The 17,388-nt window shown below is 63.6% G+C and carries 16 protein-coding genes, 1 tRNA gene and 1 pseudogene; 10 read left to right on the top strand and 8 right to left on the bottom strand.

Going from position 1 to position 17,388, the window contains the following annotated elements; all coding sequences use genetic code 11:
• Positions 1-16: 16 nt before the first annotated feature.
• Together ABIF91_RS40840 and ABIF91_RS40835 are read left to right on the top strand one after the other, a co-directional pair.
• Positions 17-253: a hypothetical protein gene (locus ABIF91_RS40840; protein ID WP_028178830.1), complete on the top strand. Its 237-nt coding sequence runs from the start codon at positions 17-19 to the stop codon at positions 251-253.
• Positions 254-385: 132 nt separating this feature from the next.
• Complete coding sequence (locus ABIF91_RS40835) at positions 386-682, top strand: antibiotic biosynthesis monooxygenase family protein (protein ID WP_035673823.1); 297 nt, start codon at positions 386-388, stop codon at positions 680-682.
• Positions 683-772: 90 nt separating this feature from the next.
• Here ABIF91_RS40835 and ABIF91_RS40830 read toward each other — a convergent pair whose 3' ends face one another.
• Positions 773-1,924, bottom strand: coding sequence for an AI-2E family transporter (locus ABIF91_RS40830; protein WP_284278680.1), 1,152 nt, complete (start codon positions 1,922-1,924; stop codon positions 773-775).
• A 281-nt stretch (positions 1,925-2,205) separates the two neighbouring features.
• Positions 2,206-3,549, bottom strand: a complete 1,344-nt coding sequence (locus tag ABIF91_RS40825; RefSeq protein WP_424579759.1) for an IS1380 family transposase — start codon at positions 3,547-3,549, stop codon at positions 2,206-2,208.
• Between the two features lie 625 nt (positions 3,550-4,174).
• Here ABIF91_RS40825 and ABIF91_RS40820 point away from each other — a divergent pair.
• The gene (locus ABIF91_RS40820; RefSeq protein ID WP_028182122.1) at positions 4,175-4,948 is read left to right on the top strand and encodes a gamma-glutamyl-gamma-aminobutyrate hydrolase family protein; all 774 of its coding nucleotides are present in this window, start codon (positions 4,175-4,177) and stop codon (positions 4,946-4,948) included.
• Between the two features lie 140 nt (positions 4,949-5,088).
• Here the strand turns inward: ABIF91_RS40820 and glnA are convergent, their stop codons facing one another.
• Positions 5,089-6,498, bottom strand: coding sequence for a type I glutamate--ammonia ligase (gene glnA, locus ABIF91_RS40815; RefSeq protein WP_028182123.1), 1,410 nt, complete (start codon positions 6,496-6,498; stop codon positions 5,089-5,091).
• Positions 6,499-6,650: 152 nt separating this feature from the next.
• Positions 6,651-6,989 carry a P-II family nitrogen regulator gene (locus tag ABIF91_RS40810; RefSeq protein WP_007603495.1) on the bottom strand — a complete coding sequence of 113 codons (339 nt, stop codon included), beginning with the start codon at positions 6,987-6,989 and terminating at the stop codon, positions 6,651-6,653.
• A 380-nt stretch (positions 6,990-7,369) separates the two neighbouring features.
• On the opposite strand from ABIF91_RS40810, the gene ABIF91_RS40805 reads away from it, so the two are divergent.
• The gene (locus ABIF91_RS40805) at positions 7,370-8,869 is read left to right on the top strand and encodes a bifunctional ADP-dependent NAD(P)H-hydrate dehydratase/NAD(P)H-hydrate epimerase (protein ID WP_028182124.1); all 1,500 of its coding nucleotides are present in this window, start codon (positions 7,370-7,372) and stop codon (positions 8,867-8,869) included.
• Between the two features lie 62 nt (positions 8,870-8,931).
• Positions 8,932-9,692 (top strand): IS5 family transposase gene (locus ABIF91_RS40800; protein WP_110115998.1). Its coding sequence is split into 2 segments (ribosomal slippage): positions 8,932-9,271 and positions 9,271-9,692, totalling 762 coding nucleotides; the frame shifts between segments, so codons are not numbered across the junction.
• 91 nt (positions 9,693-9,783) lie between these two features.
• On the opposite strand, the pseudogene ABIF91_RS40795 reads toward ABIF91_RS40800, so the two are convergent.
• The 3 genes and pseudogenes from ABIF91_RS40795 to ABIF91_RS40785 form a co-directional block, all read right to left on the bottom strand.
• Positions 9,784-10,475: pseudogene (locus tag ABIF91_RS40795) on the bottom strand (IS5 family transposase); the annotation flags it as partial.
• Positions 10,476-10,889: 414 nt separating this feature from the next.
• Positions 10,890-12,116, bottom strand: coding sequence for an IS91 family transposase (locus ABIF91_RS40790; RefSeq protein ID WP_424579164.1), 1,227 nt, complete (start codon positions 12,114-12,116; stop codon positions 10,890-10,892).
• The gene (locus ABIF91_RS40785; protein ID WP_035695117.1) at positions 12,116-12,976 is read right to left on the bottom strand and encodes a tyrosine-type recombinase/integrase; all 861 of its coding nucleotides are present in this window, start codon (positions 12,974-12,976) and stop codon (positions 12,116-12,118) included. Before ABIF91_RS40785 ends, ABIF91_RS40790 begins: the two co-directional genes overlap by 1 nt.
• A gap of 127 nt (positions 12,977-13,103) precedes the next feature.
• Here ABIF91_RS40785 and ABIF91_RS40780 point away from each other — a divergent pair, with 127 nt between their 5' ends.
• From ABIF91_RS40780 to ABIF91_RS40770, 3 genes are read left to right on the top strand one after another with little or no spacing between them, the layout of a single operon-like run.
• Positions 13,104-13,553 carry a GNAT family N-acetyltransferase gene (locus tag ABIF91_RS40780; protein WP_028181335.1) on the top strand — a complete coding sequence of 150 codons (450 nt, stop codon included), beginning with the start codon at positions 13,104-13,106 and terminating at the stop codon, positions 13,551-13,553.
• 24 nt (positions 13,554-13,577) lie between these two features.
• A complete protein-coding gene (locus ABIF91_RS40775) occupies positions 13,578-13,874 on the top strand; it encodes a type II toxin-antitoxin system RelE/ParE family toxin (protein ID WP_028181336.1) in 297 nt (98 codons plus the stop codon).
• A 1-nt stretch (position 13,875) separates the two neighbouring features.
• On the top strand, positions 13,876-14,163 hold the full coding sequence (locus ABIF91_RS40770) for an addiction module antidote protein (RefSeq protein ID WP_028181337.1): 288 nt from the start codon (positions 13,876-13,878) through the stop codon (positions 14,161-14,163).
• A 7-nt stretch (positions 14,164-14,170) separates the two neighbouring features.
• Here the strand turns inward: ABIF91_RS40770 and ABIF91_RS40765 are convergent, their stop codons facing one another.
• Positions 14,171-15,472, bottom strand: a complete 1,302-nt coding sequence (locus ABIF91_RS40765; protein WP_424579758.1) for a multicopper oxidase family protein — start codon at positions 15,470-15,472, stop codon at positions 14,171-14,173.
• A 154-nt stretch (positions 15,473-15,626) separates the two neighbouring features.
• On the opposite strand from ABIF91_RS40765, the gene ABIF91_RS40760 reads away from it, so the two are divergent.
• Positions 15,627-15,711: transfer RNA gene (locus ABIF91_RS40760), tRNA-Leu, on the top strand.
• 172 nt (positions 15,712-15,883) lie between these two features.
• A complete protein-coding gene (gene tig, locus ABIF91_RS40755; protein WP_028181339.1) occupies positions 15,884-17,245 on the top strand; it encodes a trigger factor in 1,362 nt (453 codons plus the stop codon).
• The last annotated feature ends 143 nt before the right edge of the window (positions 17,246-17,388 follow it).

Raw genomic sequence — 17,388 nt, 5'->3', positions numbered from 1 at the left:
TCCTACCATTGCGGTCATGGAATCGATCCGTCGACAGAATCCGCAAATCACCCTGATGTCGCTCGAAGCAGCCGCGGCCTCCGCTCGCGGCGGTTTCGGCTGTCTGTTCTCGACCGCCGACGAATACGAGACGGCGCTGATCGCCGAGCGTCGCGCGCAGGGACGCTATGGCCAGCACCGCAGCTATTGGCCGTTCGCAATGTTCGTCGGTTGCGTGTTCATCGTGGCGGGCACCGTGTTGCTGCTCGCCTGACAGGCCTGCATTCAAGAGACCTGCAATCAAGAGACCTGCATATTCCAGCGAGCCAGGCGCCGTTTCGGCGCCTTTTTCTTTGTCACCGTCTGCGGTAGACACGCCGATCGAACGAGAAAAGGGTGGAAACCGATGATCACCGAGATCGCGCAAATCGACGTCAAGCCGGGCAGCGAGAAGGATTTCGAGGCGGCCGTCGCCAAGGCCAAGGCCGCGTTCGGCCGCTCCAAGGGGTTTCACGGCTTCGAGTTGCACAAATCCATCGAGAAGCCGCAGCGCTACCGGCTGATGGTGAAGTGGGCGACGCTGGAGAACCACACCGTCGACTTCCGCGGCTCGGAGAATTTCACCGAATGGCGCGGCCTCGTCGGCCAGTATTTTGCCTCGCCCCCCGAGGTCGAGCACACCGAGACCGTGCTCACGACCTGAGCGGCTCTATTTCTGGAGCATGATCTCCGCGCAAACGCGTTCCGCGTTTGTCGCGAGGGAAAACCGCTGCGCACTTTTCCGGATCATGCTCTACGCCGCCTCAGCGAGCGGCGGCGCCTCATACGTCTTGAAATGGTCGATCATGACCTTGGCGATGGCGACCAGTGGCAGCGCCAGCGCGAGGCCCCAGATGCCGAACACGACGCCAAGCAGGATCTGGAACGCGAACAGCGTGGCCGGCGGGATGTCGAGCGCCTGCCGCTGCAGGATCGGCGTCAGCACGTAGCTCTCCATGGCGTGCACGCCCATGAAGAGGAGAAAGGCCGACAAGGCCGGGATCCAGCCCGAGGCGAGGCTTGCCAGCACCACGATGACGCCGGCGATGATGGCTCCGACGGTGGGGATGAACGCGAGCAGGCCCGCCTGGATTCCCAGGATGAACGCGCCGGGGATGCCGATGATCGCAAGCCCGATCCAGGTCACGACACCGACCGCGATCATGACGACGATCTGGGCGATCAGCCAACGCTCCAGCGTTTCGCTGATACGGTCGATGACGAGGGCGACACGCGTGCGGTGCCTCGCCGGTGCCAGGAACAGCAGGCCGTCATGATAGACGCCCGGCTGGGCGGCGAAGGCAAGGCCCAGGAACAGCACGATGAAGATGTTGCCCACGCCGTGAATGGTGCCGAGCAGCAGCTTGAAGGTCTGGCTGACGATCGCCCCGCCGCTGGAGGCGAGCGCGCCGGCACCGGGCAAGGACCCGCGCGATGGCGCCGCTGGCGCGGGCGTCGCGTCCCGCGACGTCGTGGCCGAGGCGTCCGACGCAGCGTTGCCGAGATCGAAGAAGCTGGTGTCGATGCCGTGGGTTTCCAGGAAGGACCTGACATTCACGATCTGCGACTTGATGGTCTTGCTCAGCAGCGAGGCCTGTTCGGCAATGGTGGCGCCGCCCAGATAGGCGATGCCCGCGAGAAGCAGGGCGAGCGCGACGCAGACGATCGCAAGTCGGACCGTATGAGGCAGGTGAACCCGGCGGCCGAGCGCATGGACCAGCGCGTTGAGGCCGAGTCCGAGCAGCATGCCCGTGAAGATCAGCAGCAGGGTGGCCGCAAAATACCATGTGAAGGCGAGCAGTGCGGTGAACAGCACGACGCCGATGCCTCCGACCGAAATCGCCCAGGCCTGGTCCCGAGCCAGGTCGCTGCGGGTCCGGGAGCGTTCATCTCTGGGAATCGTCACATTTTGGGTCCTTTTCGAGGGAGGCGGCGCCAGCGCACTCTTTCGCGAAATCCTGGCGCGGATCAAGCGGGACACGCGCCGGATTGGCGCGCTGGCCGCCAACGCGGGGCTGTAGCCCGTCCTATTCGTGAGAGTGCGGCTTTTGGGCCCGATTGATGCGGCCGCACATCTTGTCTGACGAGGCGCACAGGATTGCCTTCGGCTTTTCGCCGCCTGACGACCGGTACTTTGCAACGCGCTTGAGGGATGGGTTGGGCGAACGGGGGCGGACGCCCCGCCGGTCAAGGACCGAGCGGCAGCAGCGCGCCGGGCAAGCCGCAGATCAGGTCGGCTTCGGGACATGCCGCGGCAAACGCAAGGCGAATGCGGCTCGTGGTCTCGACGACACGGGCGGCGATTTTCAAGAGCCGAAGACGCAGCGTCGCGAACTCGGCAGCGGCCAATTCCCGGGCTTTGGGAATGGCGTCGCGCACGGTCAGCATCAGCCAATAAGCGGCCGTATGGAGCACGAGACGGACCTGGTTGGCGAGCGCCGAACGGCAGCTGGTGCGATCGGAGGCGAGCTGCGTCTTATGCAGCTTGATCAGATTCTCGGCTTGGCCGCGCGCGCAATACAGGCTGTCGTAGATCCACTCGGCCGAGCCGACATCGAGGCTGGTGACGACGAAGCGGATGTCGAGGCCGAGCATCGTCGCCTCAATACGGGCGACAGTGCGCTGTTCGCGATCCCAGGACTTTGCCTTGTGGCGCGTCTCGGTATAGCCACGCAGAACCGGCAGGTTCTCGATGGCGCGTCGCGTGCGGATGTCGTCGGCGACCTCGTCGACTTTTCTGGCGAGAGGCTTGGTGCCGGACAGACCGAAGATGTAGTCGATGCCGTTGGTCTCGCACCACGCCATTGCCTCCGGCCGGGCATAGTGCCCGTCGCCACGGAACGTAATTTGCGTGTTGTGCCATCGCGTCCGGATATGCCGTACCAGGCGGCGCAGATGGGCACGCACCTCGACGCCGCCCGGCGTCTTGCCGGGCCGCAGCACGACGGCCACGGGCCGGCTCTTCTCCGTGTCGTAGACGTGGATCGGCAGGAAGCAGCGTTCGTCATAATGAGCGTTGAACAGCGAGAGCTGCTGATGGCCGTGGACGACGTCGCAGGTATCATCGATGTCGAGCGTGACGGATGCCGGCTCGCGCGGGTAGCTATCCATCCATGCGTCGACCAAAGTGTAGGTCAGCCGGATCACGTCGCGCAGGCGCGGAGCATTCTCCAGCCGCGACAGCGTCGGCTGGGAACACAAATCCCGGCCCGTGTCCGGTAGGCGACCGCAGGCCAGCTTGAATGCCGGATCGGACCTCAGATGATCGAGGTCGTCGGCGTCCTCGTAGCCGCAGCAGATCGCGAACATGCGAGCGCGGAACATATCGACCAGGCTGTGCACGACCCGCGTCGGATCGCGCCGATCCGGGAACACCCGGGCCAGATTGTTGGCCAAACCGAGACGCCGCTCGGCCATCGCCAGAAGCATCACGCCCCCGTTCGAGGTTAGGCGCCCACCATCGAAGGCAGCTGTGACTTTCTTGGCGTGAACGGCTGGAAACGAGAAGGGCGGAATCGTATCGTCGGTCATGGCGGGCGTGGCGTTCGCGGTTGGAGGTGATGGGGTTGGCTTCGCAACCGAATCCTACGCCGCATCAGCGCTTTACCCCTCAGGCGCACTCTTACGAATAAGACGGGTTAAGTTGAAGAAAGATTGAGTGACTCCCGATCATTTCTGTGCCGAAACGTGGAGTCGCGGTCGTGCCGCGTCCAAAGAAACCGGCGCGAGCGGCCTATTAGACGCGGTAGGTGCTCAGCCTCCGAAACGAGACTATCAAGCATGAAGAGATCGAGCGCGAGGCAGAGGTTTTATTTGTGTTGAATTCTTGCTTCTCGATAGTGGTCTGAAATCGTATCATCGGTCATGGCGGGCGTGGCGTTCGCGGTTGAAGGTGATGGGGTGGCTTCGCAACCGAATCCTACGCCGCATCAGCGCTTTACACCACGCTCGCCAGCCTCTCAGGCGCCCTCTCGCGAATAAGACGGGGTAGTCCCCTCCGAGCGATCGGACTCGCCGCCGCCCGGCCTGCCACGACGCTCCAGGCCGGGCATTTGCGCGAAAATAGCATTGCCGTCCCGCGATCCCTTCTGTTGAATTTGTTCCATCGGAGGGGCATGTTGACGGAATCTTCTTACCCGGAGGCGCGAAACGACAGATGAGAAAGCCGGTCGTCGGCGTGATCGGGAATTCCCATCGCGTCGAAAATCGATTTCAGGTCCAGATGGTCGGCGAGCGAAACCTGCGCGCCGTGGCCGAGGTCTCCGGCGGCTTGCCGGTGATGTTCGCGGGCTCGCCCGACATCACAGATGTCGCCGCGCTGCTCGATACCGTGGACGGCATCATTCTCACCGGCGCCCGCGCGAACGTGCACCCGACCCGTTTCAACGTCGATCCTTGCGAGAAGCACGAGCCCTACGACATCCACCGCGACGAGGTGGCGCTGGCGCTCTCCGTCGCCTGCGTCTCCCGCGGCATCCCGCTGTTCGGCATCTGCCGCGGTCTCCAGGAGATGAACGTCGCCTTCGGCGGCTCCCTGCATCCCGAGATCCGCGAGATCCCGGGCCGCATGAACCATCGCATGCCCCGGCTCGAGAACGGCGAGATACATCCCGATCCGACGGTGGTGTTCGCCGACCGCCATGATGTCGACCTGACGCCGGGCGGGGCGTTCGCAAAAATCCTCGGCTGTGAGAAGATCCGGGTGAATTCGCTGCACGGCCAGGGCATTCTCGAACCCGGCAAGCGCGTTCTGATCGAGGGCATCGCCGAGGACGGCACCATCGAAGCGATCCGCATCGCTGAAGCCCCGACCTTTGCGCTCGGCGTGCAATGGCATGCGGAGTACGATCCGCAGCACAATCCGATCAACCGCAAGCTGTTCGAGGCCTTTGGCCAGGCATTGGCCGCGCGGCAAAAGGCGGCGGCGTAGCTCGCGCTTGCGTCCGGGCGCGCTGCAGCGTTCCCAAGCTGCCAGCACCGTCAGCCGTGTCATGCGGCTGCGGCCTCCTCAAACGAAAAGGCGCCTCCTTCCGGAAGCGCCTTTTGCCTGTCGTGGTCTGTTCGAGCCGATCAGCCCGAATAGTACATGTCGAATTCGATGGGGTGCGGGGTCATCTCGAAGCGCTCGACCTCGGTCATCTTCAGCTCGATATAGGCGTCGATGAAGTCGTCGTCGAACACGCCGCCGGCCTTGAGGAAGGCGCGGTCCTTGTCGAGGTTTTCGAGCGCCTCGCGCAAGCTGCCGCATACCGTCGGAATCTGCTTCAGCTCTTCCTTCGGCAGGTCGTAGAGGTCCTTGTCCATCGCCGGACCCGGATCGATCTTGTTCTTGATGCCGTCGAGGCCGGCCATCAGCATCGCGGCGAAGCCGAGATAGGGATTGGCGAGCGGATCGGGGAAGCGCACCTCGACGCGCTTGGCCTTCGGCGAAGCGGTGTAGGGGATGCGGCAGGACGCCGAGCGGTTGCGCGCGGAATAGGCGAGCAGCACGGGGGCCTCATAGCCCGGGACCAGACGCTTGTAGGAGTTGGTCGAGGGGTTGGTGAAGGCGTTGATCGCCTTGGCGTGCTTGATGATGCCGCCGATGTAGTGGAGGCAGGTCTCCGACAGGTCGGCATATTTGTTGCCGGCGAACACCGGCTTGCCGTCCTTCCAGATCGACTGGTGCACATGCATGCCCGAGCCGTTGTCGCCATAGACCGGCTTCGGCATGAAGGTTGCGGTCTTGCCGTAGATATGGGCGACCTGGTGGATGCAGTACTTGTAGATCTGGATGTGGTCGGCCATCAGCGTCAGCGTGTCGAACTTCATGCCGAGCTCATGCTGGGCGGAAGCGACCTCGTGGTGATGCTTCTCGACCTTGACGCCCATCTTGGCCATGGCCCCGAGCATCTCCGAGCGCATGTCCTGCACGGAGTCCTGCGGCGGAACCGGGAAATAGCCGCCCTTGGTGCGGACGCGGTGGCCGAGATTGCCGCCCTCATATTCGGTGTCGGAATTGGTCGGCAGCTCCGAGGAGTCGAGGCGGAAGCCGGTGTTGTAGGGGGTGGAGGAGAAGCGCACGTCGTCGAACACGAAGAACTCGGCTTCGGGACCGACGAACACGGTGTCGCCCACGCCCATCGACTTCACCATCGCCTCGGCCTTCTTGGCGATGCCGCGGGGGTCGCGGTTGTAAGGCTCGCCGGTGGTCGGCTCGAGCACGTCGCAGGTGATGACCATGGTGGTCTCGGCGAAGAACGGATCGATCGTCGCGGTCACCGGATCGGGCATCAGGCACATGTCGGACTCGTTGATCGCCTTCCAGCCGGCGATCGAGGACCCGTCGAACATCGTCCCTTCGGCGAAGATGTCTTCATCGATCATGCTGACGTCGAACGTGACGTGCTGCCACTTGCCGCGCGGATCGGTGAAGCGCAGGTCGACGTACTTGACGTCGTTGTCCTTGATCGATTTCAGGACGTCTTTGGCGGTCTTCATGCATACCCCTTTTGGCTCTGCGGATCGGTTTCCAGATGAGCAAACTCGTTCTCGCTTTGGGCGAGTTTTGCGCGACCGCACAAACGAAATCAGGCCGCCGAAGCAGCCTTATTTCTTGTCGGAGTGTCGCAAAACGCGGGATAGCACCCGGCTCAGATAGCGTCCAGCCCGGATTCGCCGGTCCGGATGCGGATCGCCTCTTCGATGTTGGAGACGAAAATCTTGCCGTCGCCGATGCGGCCGGTCTGCGCGGCGCGGCGGATCGCGTCGATGGCGCGCTCGACCAGATCGTCGCCGATCACGATCTCGATTTTTACCTTCGGCAGGAAGTCGACGATGTATTCTGCGCCGCGGTAAAGTTCGGCGTGACCCTTCTGGCGGCCGAAGCCCTTGGCTTCGGTGACGGTGATGCCCTGAAGACCGACTTCCTGAAGCGCTTCCTTCACCTCGTCTAGCTTGAATGGCTTGATGATGGCTTCGATTTTCTTCACTGCGCGACTCCCGGCCTTTCGATCAAATAGCAACGTCTTCGTCAGGATGCGCATTTCTCAACGCACGATCTTGTCTTCTCTATGCCGGGATCCCTGACCAGTCCGGCAACAACGGCTGGCCACACCCTGTAAGATGCCAGTGAGCACGACGAACCGAAGCGGCTTCCTCGAAAGCAGGGTCTATGCCAAGTTGCACATGCCCTGGTTATTGGAGCGTTATCAGCCTTTTAACGAGCATCCTGGGTGGTGGCGCCGATCTGCACAAAATACCGAAGACTACGAAATAGGCAAACGGTTCAATATATGTGCAGGTCGATGTTTCCGCCGTCGGATCGGCACGGCATGTGCCTGTTGAAGAGGCGTTTGTACTAGGAAGTGGCATGGAAGTTCTGACCAACGCCGAAATGCAGCGCGCCGACCAGCTCGCCATTGCGGCCGGTACGCCCGGTTTCAAGCTGATGCTGAGCGCGGGCCAGGCGGTCGCCAAGGCCGCCCATGCGCTGGCGGAGGAGGGGCCGATCCTGATCGTGGCCGGCCCGGGCAACAATGGCGGCGACGGCTTTGTCGCAGCCGCCGAGCTCGCCGCCCAGGGGCGGGAGGTCTCGGTGATCCCGATGTGCGAGCGCGATCGGCTCCAGGGCGACGCGGCCTCCGCGGCGCGCGGCTGGAAGCATCCGGTGCTTCCGTTCAACCCCCAGGCAATCGGAAAGCCTGCGCTGATCGTCGATGCGCTGTTCGGCGCCGGTCTCAGCCGTCCCGTCGACGGCGAAGCGCGCGAAATGATCGAGGCGATCAACGCCAACGGTGCCCCGGTGCTCGCGGTCGACCTGCCGAGCGGCATCAACGGCACCAGCGCGGCCGTGATGGGGGCGGCGGTGAACGCCACCGAGACCGTCACCTTCTTCCGCAAGAAGCCGGCGCATCTGCTTCTGCCCGGGCGGATGCATTGCGGCCGCGTGCGCGTCGCCGACATCGGCATCGATGCGCAGGTGCTGGACGAGATCGCGCCGCAGACATTCGAGAACGATCCGGACCTCTGGGGCGCCGCCTTTCCGGTGCCGCGCATCGATGGCCACAAATACGCGCGGGGTCACGTGCTGGCGGTGTCCGGTGATGCGGCAGCGACAGGCGCTGCGCGGCTCGCTGCGCGCGGAGCGCTGCGGGCCGGCGCGGGCCTCGTGACGCTGGCGAGCCCGCGCGATGCGCTCGCGATTAATGCGGGCGCGCTGACTGCGGTGATGGTTCGCAGCGTCGACACCGCCATCGAGTTCGGCGAGCTGCTTGGCGACAAGCGCTATAGTACCTGCATCATCGGTCCCGGCGCGGGCATCGGTCAGCGCACCTGCGACCTCGTTCACACCGCTCTCAACGCGCAGCGCCACCTGGTGCTCGATGCGGACGCGCTGACGAGCTTCGCCGCGACCCCCGAGCGCCTGTTCGAATCGATCAAGTCCTCGCAGGACAATTCGGTGGTGCTGACCCCGCACGAGGGCGAGTTTCCGCGCCTGTTCTCCGATCTCAGCAACAAGCATCCCGGCCGCTCCAAGCTCGAGCGCGTCCGCGCCGCCGCCGAGCGCTGCGGCGCCGTCGTGCTCCTGAAAGGCCCGGACACCACCATCGCCGCCCCTGACGGCCGCGCCACCATCGCCGCCAACGCGCCGCCCTGGCTCGCCACGGCCGGTGCCGGCGACGTGCTCTCCGGCATCATCGCAGGGCTCCTGGCGCAAGGCGTCCCGGCTTTCGAAGCCGCCAGCATCGGCGTCTGGATGCACGGCGAGGCGGCAAGCGAGGCCGGGCCGGGATTGATAGCGGAGGACCTGACCGAGACGCTGCCGGCCGTGCACCGGCGGATCTATGACGCGCTGGGGGTGGAGTACTAGGGTCTGTACCTAAATAGCGCCACGTGATTCTCTTGCCTACGTGTTGATTCGGGGGCGAGAGAATGCGCGCTGGTTTGTTTTGGCTGAACGACAGGCAATGGGCGCGTATCGAACCGCATCTGCCGAGGGGACTGACGGGGCCGGATCGGGACGACGACCGACGCATCGTCAGCGGCATCATTCACATGCTGCAATCGGGTGCACGATGGCGTGATTGTCCACGTGAATACGGCCCTTACACGACGATCTACAATCGCTTCAATCGCTGGGCCAAGCGAGGACGATGGTGCGCAATCTTCGAAGCGCTGGCCAAGCCTGGCGAAGACGGCGTCGTACTGTCGCTCGACTCGACCTCGATTAAAGCTCACCGGTGTGCCTCCGGCGGAAAAGGGGGGAGCACAATCAAGCAATCGGCCGCTCGCGCGGAGGCCGCACGACAAAAATCCATGCGCTGAGCGATCCGCTCTGCCGGCCGGTCGTCCTGCATCTGACTCCAGGCCAGGATGCCGATATCGCTGCGGCTCCCGATGTCCTGGCGCTCGCGCCACCCATGAGCGTGCTCCTCGCCGACAAAGGGTATGATGGCGACAAGCTTCGCGGCGAAATCATTCGTCGTGGCGCCAAGCCCGTAATCCCCAATAAATCTAACCGTGTCGTCATCCATCGCTTCAACAAACGCGCCTACAAAGGACGAAATGTCATCGAACGCTGCTTTTGCAGGCTCAAGGACTTCCGGCGCATCGCCACGCGATATGACAAGCTCGCCCGTAATTTTTTGGCCGCTGTTCATCTCGCCGCTCTCGTCGCATATTGGCTCAATTGAGTCCGGACCCTAGGGTCCGGACTCAATTGATCCACCAAGTGATCGCAGCGGCCAGAAGGATTGCAGACAGGAAGATGTCTGCACGCTTGTCGTATCGGGTTGCGATCCGGCGGAAGTCCTTGAGACGGCAGAACATACGCTCGATGACGTTGCGCCCTTTGTAAGCGGTCTTATCGTAGCGATGCGGATGCTTGCGGGTCGGATTTGGCGGGATCACAGCCTTGATGCGGCGTGCGGCCAGTTCGTCGCGCAAGCTCCTGGCATCGTAGGCACGATCAGCCAACAGACGGCGCGGGGTACGAACCATGCTGATCAAACCGCGTGCACCGACCAAGTCGTGGGTGTTGCCAGGGGTAATCAAGAAGGCAAGCGGACGGCCGATATCGTCGGTCAGCGCGTGGATTTTGGTGGTCTGCCCGCCGCGTGAGCGGCCGATCGCATTGTTGAAGGCCCCCCCTTTGCGCCGGCCGCGGAGCGATGGGCTTTGATGTAGCTGGAATCCACCGACATCGATCCGTACATGCCGGTCGATCCGGTCAGGGCGTAAAAAATATCCGTCCAAATCCCCTGTCGGCTCCAGCGGTTGAAGCGGTTGTAGACCGTCGTGTAGGGGCCGTAGACTTCCGGGCAATCGCGCCAGCGCGAACCAGATTTCAGCATGTGCATAATGCCGCTGATCACGCGTCTATCATCGACCCGATGCGCTCCCTTGCGCCCTCGTGGCAACAACGGCTCAATCCGCCGCCATTCCGCATCGCTGAGCCAGTAGACCTGCTTTGCCATTCAAGCCTCCCTTCCGCTGAGAAGCTTGAATCACAGTCCAATTCCAGATGGAATCTGGAGGGTTCTGTGAGGTCGCGCTCACGCGAGGGCGCGGCAAGCGCTTGTAACGCGACCTCATTGAAGCCGGATTGAACGAAGCCGCGGGAGAATATGCACGGTGGTGCGGCTATGGGGATAGTTTGAGATCGCGGGTTGCTATCGGCAGACTGCGGAGCTGACGCGGCGACGTTTTGGTTGCGCAATGGCGGCAACTTGAGACAGAGAGCATTTTACCGGCTGTAGCGATCGATGGCCCGCTGCATCGAACAATTTCCATCGCGCTGTTTGGCCGCACGGATTCGGCAGCGTCTGCGATGATCGAGACGATGGGATCATAATGACGAATGACGATCTTCGTGCACGGTATAAGTTGGCTCACGATGTGTCGCACCGGTACGATTGGGTGGGAGCGCCGGAACAGCTGAAGCTGTGTCGAAAGCGCTCGATGATGCGCATGACGCCACCACAATCAGGGCAGGCGGGAGCCTTGGCCCACGTCAGAGCGTCCGAATCCACAGGCGACGGCTCGCCATCGTTTGGCGGTGTCCGCTCACGATCGAGAAGTTTGCGGCAAAGAGCAAGTTTGGCAGCGCGATGGCCGTTGGCCATGAAGCCGAAGTGGCGGATGCGATGGAAGCCATCGGGCAGCGTGTGAAGAAGGAAGCGGCGGATGAACTCGTCGGGCTTGAGCTTCATGATCTTTGTCGCGCCATTCTGGCGGTAGTCCTTCCAGGTAAAGGCGACGTGATCCTCGTCGAGGGCGACGAGCCGGCTGTTGGCGATTGCAACGCGATGGGTATAGCGGCCGAGATAGGCCAGCACCTGCGCGGGGCCGCCGAACGGCCGTTTGGCGTAGACGACCCAGCTGATGCGCCGCATAGCGACGAGGTGAGCTGCGAAGGCGGCAGGCTCGGCCAGGGATGCGAGATCGCCGAAGAAGTTCAGGGTGCCGGCGTCGAAGGCGGCGGTCAGACGTTCGAGGAACAGGCGTCTGAACAGCCGGGCGAGCGGTTTGACGGCCAGGAAGAAGTTTGGTCGGCTGGCGATCCAGTGCGCGCTATCGGGCGAGAGGCCGCCGCCCGGCACGACGCAGTGGACGTGGGGATGGTGCGTCAGCGCCTGCCCCCAGGTGTGGAGGACGGCGACGACGCCGATCCCGGCGCCGAGCCGGCGTGGATTGGCGGCGAGCGTCGACATTGCCTCGGCGGCGGCTTTGAACAGGATCGCATAAACGATGGCCTTGTTCTGAAAGGCGATCGCGGCGATCGGAGCCGGCAGTGTGAAGACGATGTGGAAATAGGGAACCGGCAGCAGGTCGGCTTCTCGCGCGGCGAGCCACGCGGCTCGGGCTGGCCCCTGACACTTCGGACAGTGCCGGTTGCGACAGGAATTATAGGCGATCCGCGTCATGCCGCAGTCGTCGCAAGCCTCCATGTGGCCGCCGAGCGCCTCGGTCCGGCACGCCACGATCGCGCTCATCACGCGCCGCTCGACCCGACCGAGATGACCGGCATGTACACGGCGATAGGTGTCGCCATGCCGGCGCAGAATATCGGCGATCTCGATGGCGGGCCTGTTGCAGCGGCTGTCGGGGCGGATCATCACCCGCATCCCGCCGCGGCCAGCGACAGGCGATCGAGCGGGCTCTGCGTCGCCCGGATCGTATCGGTGGCGACCTGCGTGTAGCGCGCTGTCGACGACAAATTATTGTGCCCGAGCAAGACCTGGATGATCCGGATATCGGTTCCGTTCTCGAGAAGATGCGTCGCGAAGCTGTGGCGCAGCGTGTGGAGCGTGACGCGCTTGGTCAGGCCCGCAGCCTTCACCGCCGACCGACAGGCGGCGTGCAACACGGTCTGATCGATCGGATGATCTTCGTCACGACCAGGGAACAGATAAAGCCGCGGCCGGGCGAGCCGCCAGTACGTGCGCAGGATACCCAGCAGCTGGGGCGACAGCATCACGTTGCGGTCCTTCGCCCCCTTGCCGTGGCGCACCTGGATGACGCCGCGGGCGCTGTCGATGTCTTCGATCCGCAGTCCCGCGACTTCGGAGGCCCTGAGTCCGGCCGCATAGGCCGTGGTGAGCGCGGCGCGGCTCTTCAGGCTGGACACGGCCTCGAGGAACTGAACCACTTCGTCGGCGCTGAGCACGACCGGCAGCTTGCGCGGTTCTCGCGCATAGGGAATGCGCTCCGGGATCAGTGCCTCGCCGAGCGTGACGCCGTAGAAAAACCGTAGCGCACAGACGATCTGGTTCAGCGCCGGCCATGAGATGCCGGTCGAGACCAGATGCACCTGGAAGGCGCGGACGTCTTCCAGCTCTAACCGGTCAGGCGATCGGCCAAAATAGCGGCTGAACTTCGAAACCGCGCTGATGTAGGATCGTTGCGTCGCCGGCGACAGATTGCGGACGGTCATGTCTTCGATCATGCGGCGGCGAAGAGGGCTCAAATCGGCCATCTCATACTCCTGTCTGAGGGGGTGGGCTCCAACACCCACATCCTCTCAGCCAGGAGGCGATCTACGCCACCTTGCCCCTCACGCCGCGGCAGCGGCTTCGTTCAATCCCTATTGAGTACAGACCCTAGTGCTGAGGCAGCTCGCGCTCGCCGACGTGGACACGGCGGCGGGCGTCCATCGGACGGCGTTTGACCAGGCGATGCCGTGGCTCGCCGGGTTGCACACACCGGACGAGGACCGTTGGTTCTATCGTGAGCGTGTCTTTCCGACGTGCCGCGTGTGGGGCCGTTTCGACGGCGATGAGCTTTGCGGGATCATCGCCTTCCGCGACGGCTGGGTCGAACAGCTCTACGTGCTTCCCTCCGTTCAAGGCTGTGGCGTCGGCACCGAACTCCTGGGCGTCGCCAAGAGTGCCTGCGACCAGCTGGAGCTCTGGACCTTGCAGCGCAACGCGCCGGCACGAAGGTTCTATGAAGGGCAGGGGTTCACACTCGTCGAACTGACCGACGGGGCGCGGAATGAGGAGCGGGAGCCCGACGCGCGCTATCTCTGGCGGCGCCGACCACTTGATACGTGATCGATCGTAGTTTATAAACTACATGTGGTCGAGCTCAAACAGACTGAGACGTTTCGGAAGTGGCGATCGCGTCTCCGGGATGAGCGTGCCAGGGCGCTAATCGCTTCGCGACTGGATCGGTTGGCTCAAGGACACCCCGGAGATGTCGCGCCGGTAGGCGATGGAGTGAGCGAACTGCGTATCCATCACGGCCCCGGCTATCGCATCTATTTTCAGAAGCGGGGCAATACGATCATCGTTTTGCTGTGCGGTGGCGACAAGAGCACGCAGGCGAAAGACATCAAGGCGGCCAAGCGCCTTGGCAAGATGTGGAGCGAATGAGATGGGCGAGAAGCTGACGACTTATGATCCGGCCGAGGACCTTCAGTCCGACGAGGCCATCGCCGTCTTCATGGAAGAGGCGTTCAAGACGGAAGATGAAGCCTATATCGCACACGCGCTTGGTGTCGTCGCCCGTGCCAAGGGGATGACGCAGATCGCCAAGGAGACAGGTCTTTCTCGCGAGCAGCTCTATCGCTCGTTCAGCGCCAACGGCAATCCGACGCTCAAGACGACGATCGCGGTGATGAAGGCGCTTGGAATCGAACTCACGGCCAAGCCGCACGCCTAATGGAGCCTCACTCCACCGCGTACCACCGCACCAGTCGCGGCGCAGCCCAATCGGTTACAACCGACTCGAGCAGCCATCGCCCGGGCGCGGTCGCCGCAAACGCGATGCGCTGGGTCTGGCCGGGCTCGATCGCGAGCGTGTCGAGCCAATAGGGCTTCCAGCCGTCGTCGAGCGTGTCGAGCAGGCGGAAGGGGTGGCCGTGCAGATTGAAGATGGTGGCGATCGGACCGGCGTTCTTCAGCGTCAGCACGACGGTGCGGCCGGTCTTGGCGCGTAAGATGGGGGCGGAGGCCGTTGAGAAGTTCGCGGGCCGCGTCCAGGCGGCGTCGGCCGCGCCAAGCGCGACATCGAACCGCAGGGCGCCTCTCAGATCGAGCTTCTCGGGAAGGTCGTTCGAAGGGAGCGGCTGCGGCGGCAACAGCGGCACGCGCTCCAGCTTCCCGGAGATGGCGAGGCTTCCGACCTGGCGCGCCTCCTTGCCGTCATGGAGCAGGAATGGGGCCGATGTCGCCGCATCCACAAATGCGTCGGCTCGCGCCCCCGGGGCCAGCACCAGGGCGCCATTGCGCGCGGGGAACGGCTCGGCCGGCTGGCCGTCCAGGGCCATCACGCGGACCTCGTGATTTCCTAATTTGATCGCCAGAACAGTACGTTGGGAGCCGTTGATGAAGCGTGGTCGCAGCCGCTCATTGGCCGCGGCTGAGAGTTCGAATGAAGTTCTGCCATTGACCGTGTAGAGCGGTGTCGCGTCCTTCGGGTCCTGGCCCGGCGGGACCGCGGTGCCGTCCGGCCGCAGACGCCATTCCTCGATCAACAGGACCTCGTCACGGTCGGCGGCAACCCGGCTGGTCTCAGCCACGATGATCGGGAGCGGGCGCGCAGGCTGCTTCAGGCTGCCCTCGAAGAGACGGAAGTCCGCCAGCAGGGTTCCCGCGTTTGGTGTTGAAATAATTGATGTTTCGGTCGTGTCTGGTGCAGCGGGCGCGCGCCCTCGCAGCGGGCCGGCGGCAGTCGCGCCATTGAGGCCGTACCAGACCGGCGCAAGTGGCACAGGCAGGTCGTTGCGAAACACCACCTCACATCGGTCGCCGCGCTTGAGACGGACGGTCCCGAGATGGCTTACGGCGGCCAGCTCCCAGATCGCCGTAGCTGGTTGCCCCGCCTTCGAAGCCAGGGTTGCCGGCCTTGCCTGAAGCGCAAGCTGGGCGGTCACAAGCGGGCCTGCGCCGCCGGTCATCAGTCCAGCCGCCGAGGCCCCGAGACCGGTCAACACCTCCCGTCGGGTCGGGTCAAGAATCCGCGGTTTCATGGGTCGATCCGGACCATGCCATGCTGGATAAGTCCAGCCATCGAGCCTACTTGAAGCATGCCTCCAACCGGCCATTTTTTTGCTGCGAACAGTCAGGCACATGCTATAAGCCCGGCCGCCCGCGGCATCGCGGCCGGTCTTGATGCAAATTCACGCGGGCGTGGCGGAACTGGTAGACGCGCTGGATTTAGGTTCCAGTGACGAAAGTTGTGGGGGTTCGAGTCCCTCCGCCCGCACCAAGCGCTTATCGCGTTTGCACGGATTACGAGACCAGCTTCTGCGGATGATCGTCCGTCTGGAGCCGGTCCGATGAACCACCGGTGGTGAGGCGTTTGCCTCGCGCCGGATCGATTAATGACAGCGTCCCGACGCGCGACGTGCCGGGACCGAACGAGAAGAAGATTGGACGCCATGCAGGTCACAGAAACCCTCTCGGAAGGTTTGAAGCACGAGTTCAAGATCAGCGTTCCCGCGTCTGATCTCGATGCCAAGGCCGGCGCCAAGCTCGTCGACCTCAAGGACAAGGTCCGCATCAACGGCTTCCGTCCGGGCAAGGTGCCGGTCGCGCACCTGAAGAAGGTCTATGGCCGTTCTGTGATGGCCGAAACCATCGACCAGACCATTCGCGACACCAACACGCAGCTGTTCTCCGAACGCGGCTTCCGCCTCGCGACCGAGCCGAAGATCACCATGCCGACGGAGCAGAAGGATGTCGAGGAGCTGCTGAGCGGCAAGACCGATCTGACCTACACGGTCGCGATCGAAGTGGTGCCGGCGATCGCGCTCGCCGACTTCAAGACCTTCCAGGTCGAGAAGCCCGTCGCCGACGTCACCGATACCGACGTCGACGAAGCGATCAAGCGCATCGCCGATACCAACCGCACCTTTGCCGACAAGGGCGAGGGTGCCAAGGCTGCCTCGGGCGACCGCGTCACCATCAACTTCAAGGGCAGCATCAACGGCGAAGTCTTCGAGGGCGGCACCGGCGAAGGCATCCAGGTCGTGATCGGCTCCAACACCTTCATCCCGGGCTTCGAGGAGCAGCTGATCGGCATCGGCGCGAACGAGACCCGCACGCTCAAAGTGTCGTTCCCCAAGAACTACATGAACGACAAGCTCGCCGGTCAGCCGGCCGAGTTCGAGACCACCGCGACCCTGATCGAGGCGCCGCAGGACCTTGCGATCGACGACGCATTCGCCAAGTCGCTCGGCCTGGAATCGCTGGACAAGCTCAAGGAAGCCGCGCGCGAGCGCCTTTCCGCCGAGTTCGCGACCGCGACGCGCCAGCGCGTCAAGCGCGCGCTGCTCGACCGCCTCGACGAGGCGCATCGCTTCGAGGCGCCGCCCTCGCTGATCGACGAGGAGTTCAATCTGATGTGGAACTCGGTCAAGGCCGAGATGGATTCCGCCGGCAAGACCTTCGCCGACGAGGACACCACGGAGGACGCCGCCAAGGAGGAGTACCGCAAGATCGCCGATCGCCGCGTGCGGCTTGGCCTCGTGCTCTCCGAGATCGGCGAGAAGAACAAGATCACCGTGACCGACGACGAGGTCGGCCGCGCCGTGATCGAGCGCGCGCGCTCGATGCCCGGCCGCGAGAAGGAAGTCTGGGACTATTACCGCAACAACGCCCAGGCGCTGGCCCAGCTTCGTGCACCGATCTACGAGGACAAGGTCGTCGACTTCATCCTCGAACTCGCCAACGTGACCGAGAAGAAGGTCTCGCGCGAGGACCTCTACAAGGACGACGACGCGGAAAAGACCGCAGCCTGAGGGCCTTGGAACAGTCTTCCATTAAGGATGATCAGCGAAGAGGCCCAGCTAGCCAGATGGCCGGCTGGGCCTCTTTGTGCGAATCAGCTTCAACTGCCGCACGGATTAAGCCTTAATGCGCTCCGCACTTGTCAGAAGCGAAT

The organism is Bradyrhizobium sp. USDA 241, assembly GCF_049739505.1.
GTDB lineage: Bacteria > Pseudomonadota > Alphaproteobacteria > Rhizobiales > Xanthobacteraceae > Bradyrhizobium > Bradyrhizobium liaoningense.
The sequence above is the reverse complement of the archived record's forward strand: the minus strand, read 5'-3'. Positions and strand labels throughout refer to the sequence as shown.